This is a genomic window from Pseudoxanthomonas sp. GM95 (genome assembly GCF_900109775.1).
In the GTDB taxonomy this organism is placed as follows: Bacteria; Pseudomonadota; Gammaproteobacteria; order Xanthomonadales; family Xanthomonadaceae; genus Pseudoxanthomonas_A.
In genome coordinates this window covers 1,502,510-1,521,916 of record NZ_FOAX01000001.1, presented here as the reverse complement: position 1 = coordinate 1,521,916, position 19,407 = coordinate 1,502,510, and the positions used below count along the sequence as shown (strand labels likewise).

Below are 19,407 nucleotides of genomic sequence, written 5' to 3'. Positions count from 1 at the left end.
GCCTAGCCGAGCCGCACGCGCTTGCGATGCGCGAAGACTTCAGGCATCGCCGTCATCGCCGCGAACCAGTCCAGGTCCATCTCGCTCTCGACCGAAAGCCGCTGCAGATCGAAGTGCGCGGTCGTCGGCAGGCGATTCACGCCGGTGATGTAGTTGCACCCAAGGCGGAAGCCGACCTGGGTCGCCGCCTCGATGACCTGCGCATCGTAGGAATCGGGCCCGCCCACTGGATAGGACAGCACGTCGACCGGCGCCCCCAGCTCGCGCGTGAGCGTCTCCATTGACTCACGCATCTCCTCGCGCATGGCCGCCGGCGAAAGCTTGGCCAGAATATGGTGATGGACGCCGTGCGCCCCGATCTCCATCCCGGCATCACGCATTTCCCGCAACTGATCCCAAGTCATCGGACGGCATTGGGCATGCGGCTCGGGTAGCATCTTCCAGGCGCCAGCAAGCCGGGCGATAACAGCCGCCTGGTCGACGGCATCGAGGCCCTTGAGATGGAACAGCAGTTCCTTGGCCAGCGCCCGTCTTCCCTCCAGCGGCTCCGGGATCGGCTCGTCGAGGAGCAGTTCGGGTACCGTCAAGCGTGTCGCGCGCGTCCTGCACAGCATGTACACCAGCCAGTCGTAGGCGTATGGCTGGCCGCTGTCGATGTGCCCGGTGGACACGAAGAACATCGCCGGCACACCTAATCCACGCAGGATCGGAAAGGCGATGTGGTAGTTGTCGTCGTAGCCATCGTCGAAGGTGACGATGAGCGGCCTTGCCGGCAGTGGCGCGCCCCCATTCCAGGCTGCCAAGACATCCTGGAACTGGATCGGATCGTAATCGCGCTTCACCAGCTGCATCTGCGCTTGGAATTGTTCGGGCGAGGCGCTGACTTCGTTCAGATCAAATGCGAACGCGGCTGGATCGTCGACCTGGAGCACCCGGTGATAGGCCAGGATGCGCAGATCCTTGCGCAGGACCTGCCGCAGCGACGTCAGGCCGGGAAGCATCCCGGCTGCACTGCACATCGACGCCAGTCGCTGTCGTTTGCTCGGGCGCGGCAACGCCGGCGCTTCCATGCCGTGGGTGACTTCGCGGATCAAGGCGATATCCCCGGCGAGCGCCACACACCCGAATGGCGAACTGCACGACAGATGCCGATTTCAAGAACGCTCGATCTCTGGCTCACCGCAGCTCCCCCATGACAAGGGTGTGGCAGCTGCGTCTCGTGGCAGGCCGAATGCACCCAGGATCTTGTTCATGAGAACGCCGCAACAGGCGTGATCAGGCCAGGCGGATTTCCACCCGTCGCATTGCCGGTTCTGGCGCCGGGCTGCGTTGGCTGCACAGAGCCGCCGCGTTTGTTCGGCGCACGCGAGTACGGGACGACGTTCGATGCGAGCTGGCACGCAAGCAGACAGGCGCGAAGCGCACGCCAGCGCCCTTTGGCGCCGGTGTACAACGCCAGTTGCTGCAATGCAGTCCTGCGCCTGGGATGCGAGACGCTCATGCTGAGCGACAGCGGCATCGTCTATTTCGGGAACGACTGGGGTGCGGAAAACCGCACCAGCAGTCATCACCTCGCCGTGCGGTTGGCCAAAGTGGCGCCATTACTCTATGTGGACTCACCGGGCATGCGCGCGCCACAGGCCAGCGGCCGGGACTTGCGTCGCGCCTTGCGCAAGCTGGCAGCGGCGTTGCGCCGCCCGACCCAGCTTGAGCCCAACCTGTGGCTGTGCACGGTGCCGCAATTGCCGTTCCGTCGGCTGCCCGGCGTCGACCTGATCAATCGTGCGTTCGGGCGCTGGGCCGTACGCAGGGCGATGCGGGCGCTGGGCACGGCACACTACATCTCGTGGTTCGTGGTCCCGCATCCAGGTTTTCTCGCGCGCCGGCTCGGCGAAGCGCTGTGTGTGTACTACTGCATCGATGACTACGCCGCACATCCCGGCGTGGATGCCGCGGTCATCGGCGCGCGTGACGATGCCCTGACCCGCTGCGCCGATCTGGTCTTTGTCGCGCCGCCGACGCTGCTGGCAGGCAAACAAGCCGCGAATTCCAACACCCTGTTCTCGCCACACGGCGTGGATGTCGCGCTGTTCGCCCGCGCGATGGACCCTGCGACCGAAGTGCCGGAAGACGCCGCCACCCTGCCAGGCCCGGTAGTGGGTTATTTCGGCTCCATCCATGAGTGGATCGATCTGGACCTGATCGCATGGCTGGCACGCATGCGGCCGCAGTGGAGCTTCCTGCTGGTCGGCCATGTCGCCACTGATGTGTCGGCGCTGCAGGGCCTTCCCAACATAAAACTGGCCGGCCCGCAGCCGTACCGCGATCTGCCGGCCTGGGCCAAGGCCTTCGACGTGGCGATCATCCCCTACCGGCAGAACCGCCAGGTCCAGAACGCCAACCCGCTCAAGCTGCGCGAGTACCTGGCCACGGGCAAACCCGTTGTCAGCGTCCGCAATGCCGAGATCGAACGCTTCGGCCGCTGGGTGCAGATCGTGGACGGCCGGGAGATGTTCCTGGCCGCGCTGGAGAAAGCCGTACACGAAGACCCACCCGGCGCCGCTGCCGAGCGGATGGCCGCTGTCGCCGGCCAGACCTGGGACAACCGCGTGCGCGAGGTCATTGGCCATGTCGACCTGGCGCTCGCTGCACGCGAAAGCCGCCATGTCATGCAACAGGAACCCGGATGAACACCAGCAACAAGACCGTGCGAATCGGCGTCATCGGCGCCGGCTACGTCGCGCGCCATCACCTGGCCGCGCTGCGTCGGCTGGCTTTTGTCGAGATCGTCGGGATCTGCGACCTGGACGCGAAAGCAGCGCACGCACTCGCGTCCGAGTTCGACATCCCCTTGGTCGCGCCGACCTTGGGTGAACTGGTAGCCAAACAGCGTCCTGATGCCGTGTACGTCCTTACACCGCCGGCCAGCCATTGCCCGCTGACCCTGCAGGCGCTTGAACTGGGCTGCCATGTCTTCGTTGAAAAGCCCATGGCCGAGTCGGTGGCCGAATGCGACGCGATGATCGAATCCGCGCGCGCCAAAGGATTGGTGCTGTCAGTCGATCACTCGGACCTGTTCGATCCGGTCATCCTGCGCACGCGCGAGCTGGTGGAGCGCGGCGCGGTTGGCCAAACGCTGGCCGCGGACATCGTGCGCAGTTCGGACTATCCGTCCTATGCCGGCGGTCCGCTGCCGGCGATGGTGCGGCAGGGCTCCTATCCGTTTCGCGACCTGGGCGTGCACGGCCTGTACGTGCTTGAAGCGCTGCTCGGCCCGATCAGTCGACTGGACGTGGACTACCGCGCGACCGGCAGCCAGCCGAACCTGCAGTTCGACGAATGGCACGCCACGGCCACCTGCGCCCGCGGCACCGGGCGGATGCTGCTCTCCTGGAACGCCCGCCCGATGCAGAACCGATTGATCGTGCATGGCACGCGCGGCAGCGTGGAGGCCGATCGGTTCCTGCAGACCTGCCGCCAGCAGCGCGTGCTGCCGGGGCCTAAGTTCATCGGCATCGTGCTGGGCGCCTTCGTACTTGCCTTGCGCGATGTTTTCCGCATTCCCTGGAACGTGCTGCGATTCGCCACTGGCCGCTTGCGCCCATCGCCCGGCATCCAGCGCGGTGCGGAAGAATTCGCGCGCGCGCTCCAAGAGGGACGCTCGCCGCCGATCAGTGCCGAGGACGGCCGCTGCCCGATCGCGCTGATGGAGGCTGCCTGCGCGCGCGCCGACGCCGAGCGCACGGCCGAGCTTGAAGCCCGCCTCATGCCGCTCGAACCCGCCGATGCGTTGGTGACCGGCGCCAACGGATTCCTTGGCCGTCGACTGGTCGCCGCCCTGCGTGCACGCGGGCAACGCGTGCGTGTGCTGGTGCGCGCGCCCAGCGCCGCGCTGGAAGCGATGCGCGACCTGCAAGTGCTGATCGGGGACCTGGGCGATCCGCGGATCGTCGATCATGCCGTTGCCGGCGTGGGCACGGTCTATCACGTCGGCGCTGCGATGCGCGGGGACCTGCGCGCCTTCGAAGCCGGCACGGTATGGGGCACACGCAACATCATCGAAGCCTGCAACCGCCATGCAACCGGCAAGCTGGTCTATGTCAGCTCGCTCAGCGTGCTCGATCATGCCGGACGCGATCCGGCCGTACCGGTCACCGAGGCTTCTGCCTACGAGCCGCGCCCGCAGGACCGCGGCGCCTACACCCAGACCAAGCTGGCCGCCGAGTCGATGGTGCTGGAGGCCGTCGCCGCGCGACAGCTGTCGGCCGTGGTCGTGCGACCCGGCCAGATCGTCGGGCCCGGCGCTGAACAGGTCACGCCCAACGGCACCCTCGCCATTGCCGGTCTCTGGATCGCTGTGGGCGCGCGCAGCCAGACCCTGCCGCTGGTGTACGTGGACGATGTGGTCGACGGCCTGCTGCTGGCCGCCGAAGCCTCGGCTGCGAACGGCCGCATCTTCAACCTGGTGGATCCGAACACGGTGACCCAGGGCGCCTACCTGGACCTGGTCAAGGCCAAGCTGGGCCGCAGGCTGCGGCTGGTCCGCTTGCCGGCCTTCGCGTTTCTGGCGCTGGCAGCCGGGGTCGAACTGCTGGGCAAGCTATTGGGGCGCGGCGTGCCGCTGACCCGCTATCGAGCGCGCTCGCTGCGGCCGCTGGCGAACTTCGATATCGCGGCCGCGCGGACCGGCTTGTCGTGGCAGCCGCGCGTTGGGCTGCGCCGCGGGCTGGAGACGATGTTTGCCAACCACGCCGCGCCACAGATGGATGCATTGCCCGACCGCGTGGACGCCTGACACCGATGCGCCTGCTGGTGGTCACCTCGCAGTTTCCAATCCAGGGCGAACCCACGCGTGGGCGCCCGATCGTGCAAACGATCCAGCAGCTTACGCAGCTGGCAACCGTGCGCGTGGTGAGCCCGATTGCGGTCTATCCACGCTGGGCGCAGCCGGGCAGTTACGTCGCGCATGCGCCTGGTGCGCCTGCAGGACTCGACTGTGAAGTTGCGTATCCGTCCTACCCTGCCCTGCCCGGCCTGAGCCGGCCATTCAATGGCCGTCTATGCGCCGGCGCGATCGGCGATGCGCTTGCCCGCTTCCGGCCCGACGTGGTGCTGTCGTACTGGCTTTATCCGGATGCTTACGGCGCGATGCTGGCCGCAGGGCGCGCAGGCGTCCCGCTGGTGGCGGGCGCGCGCGGCTCGGACATCCGCGTGCGCGATGCGATCAGCCGCCACCTCACCCGCCGCGTGGTGCGTAACGCTCGGCGCCTGCTCGTGGTGAGTGAGGATCTCGGGCGACTGGCCGTGAAGCGCTACGGCGCAGAAGCAGAGCGCGTAAAAGTCATCGCCAATGGCTGCGATGCGGCCACATTCCATCTCTCAGACAAGGCGGCTGCGCGCGAGGCACTCGGCGTTGCGCCGGATGCGGAACTGGTGCTCTACGTCGGCCGGCTGGTGCCCGAGAAGGGATTGCGTGAACTGCTGACAGCGATGCGCGGGCTCACTGCAACGCGTCCAAGGTTGCAGCTTGTGCTTGTTGGCGGTGGCCCGATGCAGACCGAGCTTGATGGGCTTTCAGCAGGTGCCGGCAACGTGCGCTTCACCGGCCCATTGGGACCCGAGGCGGTTGCGAAATGGATGGTCGCCGCGAGCGTGGTGACACTGCCGAGTTATTCGGAAGGGCATCCGAACGTGCTGGTCGAAGCAATGGCCTGCGGCAGGCCGGTGGTCGCCACCGATGTCGGCGGCATCCCGGAGGTGGTCGACGCCGCCAGCGGTGTGTTGATCCAGGCCCGCGATAGCGCGGATCTCGCACGCGGTCTCGAATTCGCCCTGCAGCGTGATTGGGACGAAACCGCACTGTCGGCCCGGTTCTCCCGCAGCTGGCACCAGGTCGCCGAAGAAACCCTGTTGCAATGTGCGCAGGCGGCAGACGAACCCAGCGCTCGCGCGAGCTGGCGTCAGGAGCAGCCGGCTTAACGCACGACCTGCAAGCGATGGCATGCAGGTCTTCCTCCAAGCGCTGTCTCAGCGCGCCCGTGGTTCCAGGCCAGCCCAGCGACGCAAGCGACCGCCCAGCGTGACCGGTGCCTCGGGCTCCTCCGCAGAAGCAGTGCCATCGCCTTCAGGCAGCCCGGCCGCCAGCGACGCCAGCGTTCCGGTGGCGATGTCCAGCAGGTTGATGCGCATGCCGGTCTCGCGCCGCACCCTGGCCGCCAGTTCCATCGCCAGCAGCGAATGGCCACCAGTGTCGAAGAAGTTGTCGTTGGGCTGCACTTGCCCCACCCCGATGAGCTCGCACCACAGCGCCGACAGATAGCGCTGGCGCGGATCGGCATTGGCCAACCACGCGGCCTCGTCGGCGTCGCCTGTCGAACCTGCATGCAGCGGCGGCGCGGGCAACGCCTTGCGATTGGTCTTGCCGTTGGGCAAGCGCGGCAACGCCGGCAGCGTTACCAAATGCTGCGGCTGCATGTAGCTGGGAAGCTGCTCTGCCAGCTTGGCACGCACGCGCGGCAGCACGGCGTCTTCCGCTTCGCTCGCCACCACATAGAGCACCAAGCGGCGGTCGAGCGGATCGACCTCATGGACAGCGGCCACGCATTCGGCCACGCCGGGTTCCTGGCGCGCGATGGATTCGATCTCGCCCAGCTCGATCCGGAAGCCACGTAGCTTGACCTGGAAATCGAGCCGACCCTGGTGTTCCAGCGTGCCGTCCGCGCACCAGCGACCGCGATCGCCGGTGCGATACAAGCGTGCCTCGGGTTGGCTTGCGAACGGATCGGGTACGAACCGCTCCGCACTCAGCTCAGGACGATTGTGGTAGCCGCATGCGACACCCGCGCCGCCAATCCAGATTTCCCCCGAGACGCCGACCGGGCAGCGCTGGCCCTGCTCATCCAGGATCCACACGGTGGTGTTGGCAATTGGCGTGCCGATGGAAATGCCTTGCTGCGCGTCCTGCACCCGCCAGCAGGTCGACCACACCGTGGTTTCGGTCGGACCATAAAGATTCCAGACCTCCGAGCAACTGACTAACAGCTGGGCGGCCAACTCCGGCGTCAGCGCCTCGCCGCCGCACAGGGCGCGGAAGCGCGGCGCGGCCACCCAGCCCGCCTGCAGCAGCACCTGCCAAGTCGCCGGCGTGGCCTGCATGACGGTACACCGGTGCGTTGCCAGCAACTCTTTGAGCGTCTCGCCGTCCATCGCATCTTCGCGCCGGGCCAGCACCACCTCGCCGCCCACGCTGAGCGGTCCGAACAGTTCCAGCACGGCGATGTCGAAGGACAGCGTGGTGACCGCCAGCAGTGTGTCCTCCGCGCGCAGGCCCGGCCGCTCGGCCATGCTGGTCAGGAAGTTCACCGCCGCCTCGTGCGGAATCTCCACGCCCTTTGGCTGCCCGGTCGAGCCGGAGGTGTAGATCACGTAGGCGATCGCATCGGGATCGACCCGGGTTTGCAGCGATGTGGCCGGCAGATCATCCAATGCGCCAGGCGCATCCAGCCGCAACACCGGGTGATCGATCCGCGGCAGGCGTGACAGCGACGAAGCGTCGCTGACCAGCGCGGCCAGGCCGGCATCCTGGATCATGAACGCCAAACGTTCGGCCGGGAACGCCGGATCCAGCGGCACATATCCAGCGCCCGCCTTGAGCGCGCCCAACAGCGCAGCGACCATGCCGGTCCCGCGCTCCAGTGCGATGCCGACCAGCGCGCCGGAGCGCACGCCGCACGCATGCAGCGCATGAGCGATGCGGTTGGCCAGCGCGTCCAGTTCGGCATACGTCAGTGCGCCGTTGGCATCGCGCACCGCGATACGTTCGGGTGTGCGCGTTGCCTGCGCCTCGAACAACCCATGCAGACGCTCGCCGGGAATCGGCGCGGCGGTGGCATTCCACGCTTCCAGCTGCGCGATCTCGGCGGCCGGCAGGAACGCCAGCAGGGAGACAGGCAGCGCGGGATCAGCCAGCGCCGAATCCAGCAGGGTTTCGTAGTAGTTGCGCAGGCGCGCGGCGGCCTCGGCATCGAACAGGTCGGTGCTGTAGGTCAGGCCGCCGAGCAAGCCGTGCTCCTGTTCGATGAACCACAGGCCGATGTCTTCCGCCGCGCCCTGCTGGAACACCGGCAAGTGCTCATGCTGTAGCTCGGCCCAGGACAGGTTGCGATGTCGGACGTCCTGGAAGGAGAAGCTGGCCTGGTAGATCGGCGAACGACGCTCATCGCGCGGCAAGCGCAGGCGCCGGACCAGATGCTCGAACGGCACGTCCGGGTAGGCGAACGAATCCAGCACCACGTCACGCACCTGCTGCACGGTTTCCAGGAAGGAAGCCTGCGGGTCGATCTTGACCCGCATTGGCAGCGCGTTGACGAAGAAGCCCATGACCGCTTCCAGCTCGGCCCGTTCGCGCCCACGCACCGGCACGCCAACGACCAGATCGCGCTGGCCGCCATTGCGATGCAGGAACACGTAATAGGCCGCCAGCAGCACCATGAACGCCGTGGCGCCAGTGCGCTGGCCCAGCGCACGCACGGCCTCCATCTGAGCCGCAGGCAGACGGATCCATTCTGTGGCGCCCGCACCGCTCGGACGCGGCGGGCGCATACGTGCGGCAGGCAGTTCCAGCGGCTCGGGAAGATTGGCCAAACGCTCGCACCAATGGCTGACCTGGCGCTCCAGTTCCTCGCCTTGCATCCACTCGCGCTGCCAGCCCGCAAAATCGCCGTAGTCGATGGCCGGCGGTGGCAACGGCATCGGCTGGCCTGCGCAGAAGGCCGCGTAGGCAGCGGACAGTTCGGTGTAGAGCACGTCGAACGACCAGCCGTCCCAGATGATGTGATGCGCCATGAAGAAGAACACATGGTCATTCTCGCCAAGCCGGAACAGCCGCGCGCGGAACAATGGTTCGCTCGCTAGTTCGAACGGCTCGGCGATCAAAGCATCGAGCCGCGCCATCAGCGCGGCTTCGCGCTCGGCCAACGAATCTCCAGTCAGCGTTTCGACGGGCAGCAGGCGTACCGGCATCGCCTCGTGGATGCGCTGCTCGGGTACGCCGTCTTCGGCTTCGATCGAAGTGCGCAGGATCGCCTGACGATCCACCACTTCCTGCAACGCTCGCTCGAATGCGGCCTCATCCATCGGCCCTCGCAGGCGATGAGCCGAGGGCGTGTTGTAGACCACGCGTCCTGGATGCAATTGCTCCAGGTACCACAGCCGCTGCTGCATCAGCGACAGCGGCGCACGCGTCCGGTCGGACTGATGCGTGATGCGCAAGCCATTGTCCGCCGCGCTGGTGGCCCCGGTCGTGCCCGCGGCACGCACCACGGCTGCCAACCGCGCCGCGGTCTGCGCTTCGAACACCATGCGCATCGGTAGCGCCAAACCCAGCTCGCGATTCAGTCGCGCCACCAGCTGCGCGGCCAGCAGCGAATGGCCGCCGTGCTCGAAGAAGTTGTCGTCCACGCCCGGTGCGTGCCCCAGCACCGCCGCCATGGCCGCGACCACGCGCTCCTCCGTTGCATCGCGCGGCAGCGTGCGCGCCTCGTCCGCGCCGGGCCTTTCGCTGGGCGCCCGGAGCCGCGCGCGGTTGATCTTGCCGTTAGGCAGCCTGGGCAGTGCATCGAGCACGATCAGGTGTTGCGGAATCATGTAGTCCGGCAGCGTCTGGTGCATGTGCGCGCGCACGGCCGCCTCGTCGATGACCGAGCGTTGCGCCGCCACCAGATGCGCAAGCAGGCGCACATCGCCAGGTCGGAATTCGCGCGTGCTCGCCACCGCATCGGCGACGCCCGGCAGGCTCAGCAGGCGTGCTTCGATCTCGCCCAGCTCGATGCGGAACCCGCGCAGCTTGACCTGGAAATCGAGCCGGCCCAGGTGCATCAGCATGCCGTCGACACGCCAGCGCCCGCGATCACCGGTGCGATACAGGCGCGCGTCCGGCTGGCTGGCAAAGGGATCGGCAACGAACCGGTCCGCCGTCAATTCGGGGCGGTTGCGATAGCCCAGCGCGACGCCGGCGCCACCGATCCATATCTCGCCTGGTACGCCCAGCGGGCACAGCTGGCGTTGCTCATCGAGGATCCACACCATGGTGTTGGCGATCGGCGTCCCGATGGAAATGCCCTCACCCGGACGCTCCACGCGCCAGCACGTCGACCACACCGTGGTCTCGGTCGGGCCGTACAGGTTCCACACCTCGCCGCAGCGATCCAGCAACGCCTCGGCCAGGTCTGGCGCCAACGCCTCGCCACCGCACAGGGCGCGAAAAGCCTTCGGCGGCGACCAGCTGGTCTCCAGCAGCATCCGCCAGGTGGCCGGCGTGGCCTGCATCACGGTGGCTTGCGCGGCGACCAGCAGTTGCTTCAGCTGTTCGCCGTCCAGCGCGTTCTCGCGCCGGGCGATCACGACCTCGGCGCCGACACCCAGCGGCCCGAGCAGTTCAAGCACGGCGATATCGAACGACAGCGTGGTCACCGCTACCAGCCGGTCGTCCGCGCGCAGCCCCGGCCGCTGCGCCATGCTGGTAAGGAAATTCACCACCGCCGTGTGCGGGATGGCCACACCCTTGGGCTGACCGGTGGAACCGGACGTATAGATCACGTAGGCCACGGCATCGCCGCTGTCGCCCGCCTCGTCCAGCGCCTCGGCCGGCAGCGCTGCGAGTTCCTCGCCCAGCTGGTCCAGCGCCAGCACCGGACGCCCGCGCAGGTCGAAGCGATCGGCATGCGCGGTCTGCGTAAGCAACACCGCCAGGCTGGCGTCGCCGACCATGTAACTGAGTCGCTCGGTCGGAAAACCCGGATCGAGCGGCACGTAGCCAGCTCCTGTCTTCAGCGCGCCCAGCACGGCGGCCAGCAGGTCGACGCTGCGATCGAGCGCGATGCCGACCAACGCGTCGTCGCGCGCGCCATTCCGGCGCAGCAGGTGCGCGATGCGGTTGGCGCGCGCATCCAGCGCGGCGTAGGTCATGGCCTGGCCATCGCACCGCACGGCGATGCGATCCGGTGTGCGGCGGCATTGCGCTTCGAACAGCGCATGGATGGACTGCGTCGGGATCGGCGTGGCCGCAGGCTGCAGCGACAACAGATGGCGTCGCCCCGCCTCACCGACGATCGGCAGCGCGCCCAGCAGCGCATCCGGACGCGCGACGGCGCCGCGCAGCAGGGTCTCGAACGCCTCCAGCCAGCGCGTCACCGTGGACCCGTCGAACAGTTCGCGGCTGTACTGGCATTCCAGGCGCAAATGGCCCTGCTCCTGCACCGCGTTGATGAACAGTTCGAAGTTCTCGAAGCTGCGCGGGTTGCTGGCGAAGTCCAGCACCAGTCCCGGAAACGCGGTGACCTGCTGGTCGAGCGCCTGGTCGATGTTGAACAGCACGCTGACCAACGGCAGCCGGCTGGGATCACGCGGTACGTCGAGCTTCCTGAGCAGCGTGCCGAACGTGTAGCGCTGATGGTCCAGCGCATCCAGCAGCGTGGCTTGCGTGGCTTCGAGCAGGTGTGCCAGCGGCGCGGCCGGATCGGTCACGCAGCGTAGCGGCAACAGGTTGACGCAGTGGCCGACCAGATGGTCCTGGCCGTCCAGCGACTGGGCTGCAGCCGGAATGCCCACCACCACTTCCTGCTGGCCGGACAACCGCGCCAGCACGGCGGCAAAACTGCCCAAAAGCGTGGCGAACAGGCTGGCGCCGCGCTGCGCACCCAGTCGCTTCACTTCGCCCACCAGCGCCGCATCCAGCACATGGTCGATGCGCGCCGAGGCGAAGCTGCGCCGCGGCGGACGCGCGTGGTCCGTTGGCAGGTCCAGCGGCGCTGGGAGCTGTACATACTGCGCGAGCCACCAGGCCTGGTCGGCGGCCAGGGTCCCGTCATCGCCATGCCGCGCGAGGTCCAACGCGTAATCGGCGAAAGACGCCACCGGCGGCAGCGTGCCAGCGGCCAGGCCGGTGCGGGCGCCGTACAGCGTCGACAGCTCTCGCACCATCACCCACCACGACCAGCCATCGCAGACGATGTGGTGCGCGGTCAGTAGCAGCACATGCTCATTACTACCGAGACAGAGCAGTTCGGCACGCATCAGCGGGCCTTGCTCCAGCTCGAACGCAGTCTCCACCGTCGCGCGACGTCGCTCGGCCAAGGCGTCGGCGCGCGCCGCCTCGTCCAGGTCCTGCAGGTCGATCAGCGGCAGCGGCAACTCGGACTGTGCCGACACACACAGGGTCTCGCCATCCGGGCCGAAGCTCGCACGCAGCGCGTCATGGCGCGCGATCAGTTCACCAAGTGCAGCGTGCAGTGCATTGCGGTCCAGCGTGCCCCGCAAGCGCAGGCTGACCGATTCATTGAAGGCCAGCGAGGCTTCCACGCCTAGCTGCGACGCCAACCAGATCTCACGCTGCGCCTCGGTGCTGGGCACAACCCGCGCCAGGGCGACCGACGCGAACGGATCATAGTCGACCGCTGTCAGTGCAGCCGGTGCCAGTGCGTCAGGTTTCATGTCCCGATCCTCATGTACTTGCCGGCCTGCTCCGGGTTGGGCACGAACCATGCGGGGTTGCCCTGCGGGTCGCGTCCCAGACGAGCATCTGGCCGGGGCGGCTGTTCGGCTTCCATCACCGTGCGCGAAGTCGCCGCGTGACGTGGCAGGAACTCGCTCTCCTGCAACTCCACGATCGACTCCTTGTACGCATTGGTGATCGCCATGAAGTCGGCTTCCGTGTGCGCTGCGGTGAAGAAGCAAGGGAAGTTGTCGAGGATGTGGATGCCGCGGCTGCGCATCATCGCGAACAACAGATCCTGCAGCGGATGGTCTTCCAGGAACTGGGTCTTCCACACCGAGGCGAATTGCTTGATCGCGATGGGCGCGCCCCGCTCCTCGCAGAAGGCATTGAGCTCCGCGGCCAGCGCCGCCGTGCGCTGGTTGATGCGCTGCTGCAGCTCCGGACCTTCGCGCTTGATGTGTTCCAGCACCGCCTTGGCCGCCGCCAGCGCCAAGGGATGGCGGACGAACGTGCCGGCGAAATAGGTCACGCCCACCGTCGGCTGCGAGTCGTCGCCGAACTGCCAGGCTCCGCCATCCAGCGCGTCCATGTACGGCCGCTTGCCGGCGATGACGCCGATCGGGAAGCCACCGCCCACCACCTTGCCGTAGGTCGCCAGGTCCGGCGCGATGCCGAACAGGCGCTGCACGCCGCCCGGATGGGCACGGAAGCCGGTGACGATCTCGTCGAAGATGCACAACGTGCCCGACGCGGCGGTGATCGCGCGCACTTCCTTGAGGAACTCCACCGGCTGGAAGTCGGGGCGACGACTCTGCACCGGCTCGATCAGCACCGCGGCCAATTCATGCGCGCGTTCGCGCAGGATCTGCAGCGACTCCGGCGTGCCATAGTCCAGCACCAGCACGTGCTCGGAGGTGTTGCGCAGAATTCCGGGTGCGGCGGGCACCGCGCGCAGCTTGCGGGTGCCGCGCACGATCACCTCGTCCACAATGCCGTGATAGGACCCGGAGAACAGCACTATCGTCTCGCGCCCGGTCACCGTGCGCGCAATGCGTAGCGCGCCGAGCACTGCTTCGGACCCGGTGTTGCACAGCGCCGCGCGTTCATGCCCGGTGACCTCGCACACCAGCTTGGCCACTTCGCCGGCCAGCGGATGCTGCGGCCCAATCTCGTAGCCCAGCTCCAGCTGCTCGCGCACGGCCTCCAGGACGAACTCCGGCTGCCATCCGAACAGGCTCATGCCGAAGCCGTTGAGCGCATCGACGTACTGGTTGCCGTCCAGATCCCACACGTGAGCGCCCTTGGAGCGGCTGACCACGATCTGGTAGACGATCTCCTTGAGCTTGGGACGAAAGCCGTTGACCACGCGCGGGTCGGCCATGTGCGGCCGATGCGTCTCGGTGTAGTCCTTGGATTTACGCGTGCGGGCAACGTAGCGCTGTACGAAGCGGTCGAGCTTGGCCTGCTGGCTCACCGACAGCGCATGCGTGCCGGTATCGATGCGGGCGATCGCGCCGAAGGCCTTCTTGATGTCATAGCGGGTGTGCGCCAGCGCCGCTTCTTCATCGACGACAGGTGGAGCCGCAACCACCGGAGTCGTCTCCACCATCGGCGCTGCCACGGCCGCGACGGAAGTCGCTGCAACAAGCGGCAACCCAGGCGCAGGCTCGGCCGCCTGCCCGCCCAGCAACGCGAGCTGCTGCGCCATCAACTGCATCTGCTGCGCGATCACCTGCTGTACCAGGCCCTGCGGCGCGGCAGCCTGCAGCATCGGTTGAATCTGCGGCGCGATAGCTGCCACCGGCACGAAGGTTGCGGGCACCGCTTGTGCAGGCGGCGTCTCGACCGGCAGCTCGCCATCGATGAATTCCGCCAGCCGGTCCAGCGTGGCGTAATCGGCCATCAGCTGGCGGAAGGTGACCTTGACCGGGAACACCCGGCTCAGGTGCAGCGACATCTGGGTCAGCATCAGGCTGTCCAGCCCGAGTTCCATGAAGTTCGCCGTGGCGTCGGCGTCGGCCAGGTCGAATCCGGCCACTTCCTCGAAAGCGTTCTTGAGCTGGGATACCAGCGCGGTGCGGCGGCTGGAACTGGCGGCTGACGTCGACATCGGAACCTCGATGACTGGTGATGGCACAACGGAATGAACTGGCACGTCGGCGGTAGCGGCAGGCGCTGGCTGTGCGCTTGCCTCCACCCAGTAACGCTGGCGCTCGAACGGATAGGTCGGCAGCAGCAGACGACGGCGCGCGGCGCGGCGGTCGAACCAGGTCGGATCGATCGCCACGCCGCGACTCCAGAGCTGGCCGACCGCCTGGCGCAGCGCCGCCAGCTCCCCGCTGACCGCATCGCCCAGCGACGCCTGCGGGATCACCTGGCCGCGTTGCGCGCCCAGATGCTGGCGCGCCAGCGTGCTCAGCGTGGCGCGCGGGCCGACTTCCAGCAGCACGCGCGCCGGTGCCTCCAGCACGCGACCGAGCGCGGCTGAGAAGCGCACCGGACGACGCAGGTGCTGGGTCCAATAGTTGGCAGACATCGCGTCTTCGTCGCGCAGCCAGTCACCGGTGGCGGTGGAGACCAGCGCCAGCCGCGCCGCCTGCCTGGCAACGGCCGCAACTTCTTCAGCGAACGGTGCCAACACCGGCTCCATCATCGCCGAGTGGAACGCATGCGAGGTGGCCAGCAGGCGACAGGCGATGCCGTCGGCTTCGAGTGACGTCTTGAACTGCGCGAGGGCTTCGTGCGGACCGGCGACCACGCACGCCCCCGGAGCGTTTTCCGCGGCCAGGTCCAGCGTCGACGGCAGGCGCGCCTCCAGCTCGGCCAGCGGCAGGCGCACCGACAACATGCCGCCGGCCGGCATCGCCTGCATGAGCGCGCCACGCCGCGCCACCAGGTGCAGCGCATCCTTCAGCTTGAACACGCCCGCCAGCGTGGCGGCGACGAATTCACCGACGCTGTGCCCGATCAGCGCAGCCGGCGAGAGGCCCTGGTGCATCCACAGCATCGCCAGTGCGTATTCGACCGCGAAGGTGGCAGGTTGCATCACTGCCGTAGGCAACAGCGCGTCCGCCTCGCCGGAAAAGACCCGCTCGCGTAGGTCGAAGCCAAGGTCGGCACGCAGCAGTTCGGCGCAGGCATCGAACGCGTCGCGATAGGCCGGCTCGCTGGCGTACAGCTCGCGCCCCATGCCTGCGTACTGCGCGCCCTGCCCCGGGAACAGGAAAACCACGTCGCAGGACTTGGCCGGTTGGCTGCGTGCCACCGCCGCGGTCGTCTCCAGGCTGCTCAGTCGCGCAATCGCGTCGGGTACATCGGTGGCGACCACGCTGACGCGGTGGGCGAACGCCTTGCGGCCTGCGGCCAGCGTCCAGGCCACATCGGCGAGATTGAGGTCCGGCTGTGCCGAAAGGTGACTGGCCAGGTTGGCGGTCGCAGTGCCCAGCGCCTGGGCGCTGCGCGCCGACAGCACCAGCAGCTGCGGCCCCTGCCCGGCTTCTGAATCCGGCCTCTGCGGCGGTTCTTCCATGACCACGTGCGCGTTGGTGCCGCCGACACCAAACGAGCTCACCCCGGCGCGCAACGGCCCCTGTTCGACCACCCAGTCGCTCAGGACATCGTTGACCACGAACGGGGAGCCGGCGAAGTCGATCGACGGATTGGGCGCGCGGTAGTGCAGTGATGCAGGAAGCTTCCGCTCGGCCAGCGCCAGCGCGGTCTTGATCACGCCAGTGGCTCCGGCTGCCATCACCAGGTGGCCCACATTGCTCTTGACCGAGCCCAGCCGGCAGAAGCCGACATCGGCGGTGCCGTGGCGAAACGCGCGGGTCAGTCCTTCCAGTTCGATCGGATCACCGATCGGTGTGGCGGTGCCGTGCGCCTCGACATAGGAGATGCTGCGCGCCTCTACCCCGGCATCGGCATGGGCCATGGCGATGACAGCGGCTTGGCCGGCGCTACTGGGCGCCATGAAACTGGCCTTGGTGCCACCGTCGTTGTTGACCGCGCCGCCACGGATCAGGGCATAGATCGGATCGCCATCGGCCAGCGCGTCGGACAACCGCTTGAGCAGGACCACTGCAGCGCCATCGCCGAACACCGTGCCAGTGGCGTCGGCGCTGAAACTGCGCGTATGGCCGTCGGCCGACAGCATGGTGCCTTCCTGGGCCAGATAGCCGCTGCGCGGTGGACAGGTCACCGACACCCCACCGGCCAGCGCCATCTCGCAGCGACCCGCACGCAATGCATCCAGGGCCTGGCAGATCGCTACGAGCGAGGTCGAGCAGGCGGTATTGAGACTAACGGCCGGGCCAGTCAGGTTGAGCCGGTGGGCCACCCGCGTAGCCAAATAGTCCTTTTCGTTGGCAAGCATGACCTGGAACGCGCCGAGCTTGTCTATCAAGTCCGGGCGTGGTTGGAGATGGTGCTGAAAATAAGTGGCGTTATGCATGCCGCCAAACACGCCGACCGGCACGGTCTGTGCATCCGGCACGTGCCCGGCGCGCTCCATGCACTCCCAGCACAGCTCAAGAAAGATTCGCTGCTGCGGATCCATCAGCTCGGCCTCACGCGGAGCGATGCCGAAGAACGCTGCGTCGAATGCTTCTACTGCTTCGATGATGCCGCGCGCAGGCACGTACGCCGGGTCGTTGCGAAGGGAAGCTGGAATGGCCGGATCCAGTGCTTCCGGCGCGAAGAAGGTGATGGAGTCTTCGCCCGCACACAGGTTGCGCCAGAAGGCCTCCACATCGCCTGCACCGGGAAACCGGCCGGCCATGGCAATGATCGCAACCGGCTCGCGTGCGTCGGCGCGCGTGCGTGGCCGGGCCATGCGTTCGGTCGCGATCGCATTGCTCGCCGTTCCGCCGATGGAAGCGGCGACCGCGGCCGGGGTCGGATCGGCGAAGAATCCGGTGATGGTGGGTATCGGCGAAAGTTCGCCATGCAGGCGTGCGACCAGCTGCATGGCAAGCAAAGAGTGACCGCCGAGTTCGAAGAAGTTGTCCTCGCGCCCGACCTGGTCCAGGCCAAGCAGCGTTGCAAACAAGTCGCAGACCGCCTGCTCGACTGGCCCGACCGGCGCCCGATACGCGGTGGCCAGCTCGGGCCGACGACGATCCGGTGGCGGCAGCGCACGCCGGTCCAGCTTGCCATTGGCCGTGACCGGCAACCCCTCCAGCCGCGACCAGCTCGCCGGCACCATGAACTCCGGCAGCTGGCGGGCGAGTTCGGCGCGCAGCTCTGGGACGCCGGGCGCGTTATCGTCGGCCACGTAGTAGGCGACCAGCCGCTTCTGCCCAGGGCGATCCTCGCGCGCCAGCACCGCGCATGCACGCACGCCATCGATCCGCTGCAGCACCGCCTCGATCTCACCGGTCTCGATGCGGTAGCCGCGGATTTTGACTTGGCCATCGACCCGCCCGATAAAGTCGACCACGCCCTCGGGCAACCAGCGCACCAGGTCGCCGGTGCGGTAGAAGCGTTCCTGGCTTGCGCCGGTTGGATCGATCACGAAACGTTCGGCCGTCAGCTCGACGCGGTTCAAATAGCCCAGCGCCAGGCCCAGCCCGCCGATGTAGAGCTCGCCGATGACGCCGACCGGGACCGGCTCACCGCGCGCATTGAGCACCAGCAGCGTGGTGTCGGCGATCGGCCGTCCAATCGGGATCGCGCGTAAGTCCGGTGGCAGGTCGTCCGGAATCGAATGGGTCAGCGAGAACGTGGTGCATTCGGTCGGGCCGTAGCCGTTGCGGATCGACAGCCCGGGCAAGGCGGCCTGCGCCTTGCGCACGTGGGCGACCGATAACGCCTCGCCACCCGTGAACAGCTGCGTCAGCCCGCGCAAGTCCTGCGCATCAACATCCACGATGGCGTTGAACAGCGCGGCGGTGAGCCAGCCGATGCGCACGTTGTGACGGCGGATCGTGGCCGCCAGCCCCTTGCCGCTGGGAATGCATTCGGAATGGACCACGCAGGTGCCGCCGTTGAGCAACGGGCCCCAGATCTCCAGTGTGGCGGCATCGAAGCCCAGCGGCGCGGCATGCAGGACGACGGGCCTGTCCGACAGATCGACGTAATCGACGCCGCGCACCAGCCGCAGGATCGCCTGGTGCGGAATCTCCACGCCCTTGGGCGTGCCGGTCGAGCCGGAGGTGTACATCACGTAGGCACGTGCCCGCCCATCCAGCGCGGGTGCAGGCATTGGTGCACCGGCGCCGAACGCTTCAACTTGCGCCAACGTTACGATGCGCACCGCCATTCCAGGCGGCGCCTGATCATCGCGATCGGCGATCACCAGCGAGGCACCTGCGTCCTGGATGGAAAAAGCCAAGCGCTCGGCTGGATGCGAGGGATCCAACGGTAAGTAAGCTGCGCCAGCCATGAGGATGCCCAGCAGTGCCGTGATCGCCTCCGGCGAGCGGTTCAGCAGTAGCACGACGATGTCCCCGGCGGCGATGCCAGCCGCGCTCAGACCCTGGGCCACCCGCGCGGCGCGGGCATGCAGTTCGGCGTAGGACATCCGCCCTTCCGCCCACTCGATCGCTACATCATGCGCATGCCGGGCGGCGACCCCCTCAAAGTGCGCGTGGACCGTTTGCGGTCCCGGAGAAAGCACCGTGGTGTCGTTCCAGGTCCGCATGAGGCGCCGATGATCGGCCAGGTCCATGGCCTGTACCGCTTCGAGGTCCATGGCAAACGCCAGGCCCTGCAAAACCTGTATCAGCCCATTGGCCAGCAGCGCGGCCATGCCCTCATCGATGAAGGGCGACAGGAAGCGAACCTGTAACGCACTGCATTGGTCTGATTCGATCGTCCAAAGTAGTGGTGCGTCTACACACGCCTCGCGTGATGGATCATCGATCCACTGGCCGATCACGCTGGGTAGGCAAGATGGGTCATGCACTGCCGCCGTT

At 67.4% G+C, this 19,407-nt stretch carries 7 protein-coding genes; 4 read left to right on the top strand and 3 right to left on the bottom strand.

Annotation, left to right across the window (positions count from 1 at the left end; genetic code table 11):
• Positions 1-2: 2 nt before the first annotated feature.
• The gene (locus BMZ17_RS07060; RefSeq protein ID WP_254775199.1) at positions 3-1,094 is read right to left on the bottom strand and encodes a polysaccharide deacetylase family protein; all 1,092 of its coding nucleotides are present in this window, start codon (positions 1,092-1,094) and stop codon (positions 3-5) included.
• A gap of 258 nt (positions 1,095-1,352) precedes the next feature.
• Between BMZ17_RS07060 and BMZ17_RS07055 the strand changes: the two genes are divergently transcribed.
• From BMZ17_RS07055 to BMZ17_RS07045, 3 genes are read left to right on the top strand one after another with little or no spacing between them, the layout of a single operon-like run.
• Positions 1,353-2,690 (top strand): glycosyltransferase, encoded by a 1,338-nt coding sequence (locus BMZ17_RS07055; RefSeq protein WP_139202807.1) that lies wholly within the window; start codon positions 1,353-1,355, stop codon positions 2,688-2,690.
• Positions 2,687-4,795, top strand: a complete 2,109-nt coding sequence (locus BMZ17_RS07050; RefSeq protein WP_093137551.1) for an NAD-dependent epimerase/dehydratase family protein — start codon at positions 2,687-2,689, stop codon at positions 4,793-4,795. The genes BMZ17_RS07055 and BMZ17_RS07050 overlap by 4 nt, the downstream gene beginning before the upstream one ends.
• A 5-nt stretch (positions 4,796-4,800) precedes the next feature.
• Positions 4,801-5,979, top strand: a complete 1,179-nt coding sequence (locus BMZ17_RS07045; protein WP_093137548.1) for a glycosyltransferase — start codon at positions 4,801-4,803, stop codon at positions 5,977-5,979.
• A gap of 48 nt (positions 5,980-6,027) precedes the next feature.
• Here the strand turns inward: BMZ17_RS07045 and BMZ17_RS07040 are convergent, their stop codons facing one another.
• Together BMZ17_RS07040 and BMZ17_RS07035 are read right to left on the bottom strand one after the other, a co-directional pair.
• A complete protein-coding gene (locus tag BMZ17_RS07040) occupies positions 6,028-12,489 on the bottom strand; it encodes a non-ribosomal peptide synthetase (RefSeq protein ID WP_175485494.1) in 6,462 nt (2,153 codons plus the stop codon).
• Entirely contained in the window at positions 12,486-19,013 is a 6,528-nt protein-coding gene (locus BMZ17_RS07035) for a polyketide synthase (RefSeq protein WP_254775198.1), read from the bottom strand. Before BMZ17_RS07035 ends, BMZ17_RS07040 begins: the two co-directional genes overlap by 4 nt.
• Between BMZ17_RS07035 and BMZ17_RS21275 the strand changes: the two genes are divergently transcribed.
• Positions 18,993-19,280, top strand: coding sequence for a hypothetical protein (locus tag BMZ17_RS21275; RefSeq protein WP_254775197.1), 288 nt, complete (start codon positions 18,993-18,995; stop codon positions 19,278-19,280). The genes BMZ17_RS07035 and BMZ17_RS21275 overlap by 21 nt on opposite strands.
• The last annotated feature ends 127 nt before the right edge of the window (positions 19,281-19,407 follow it).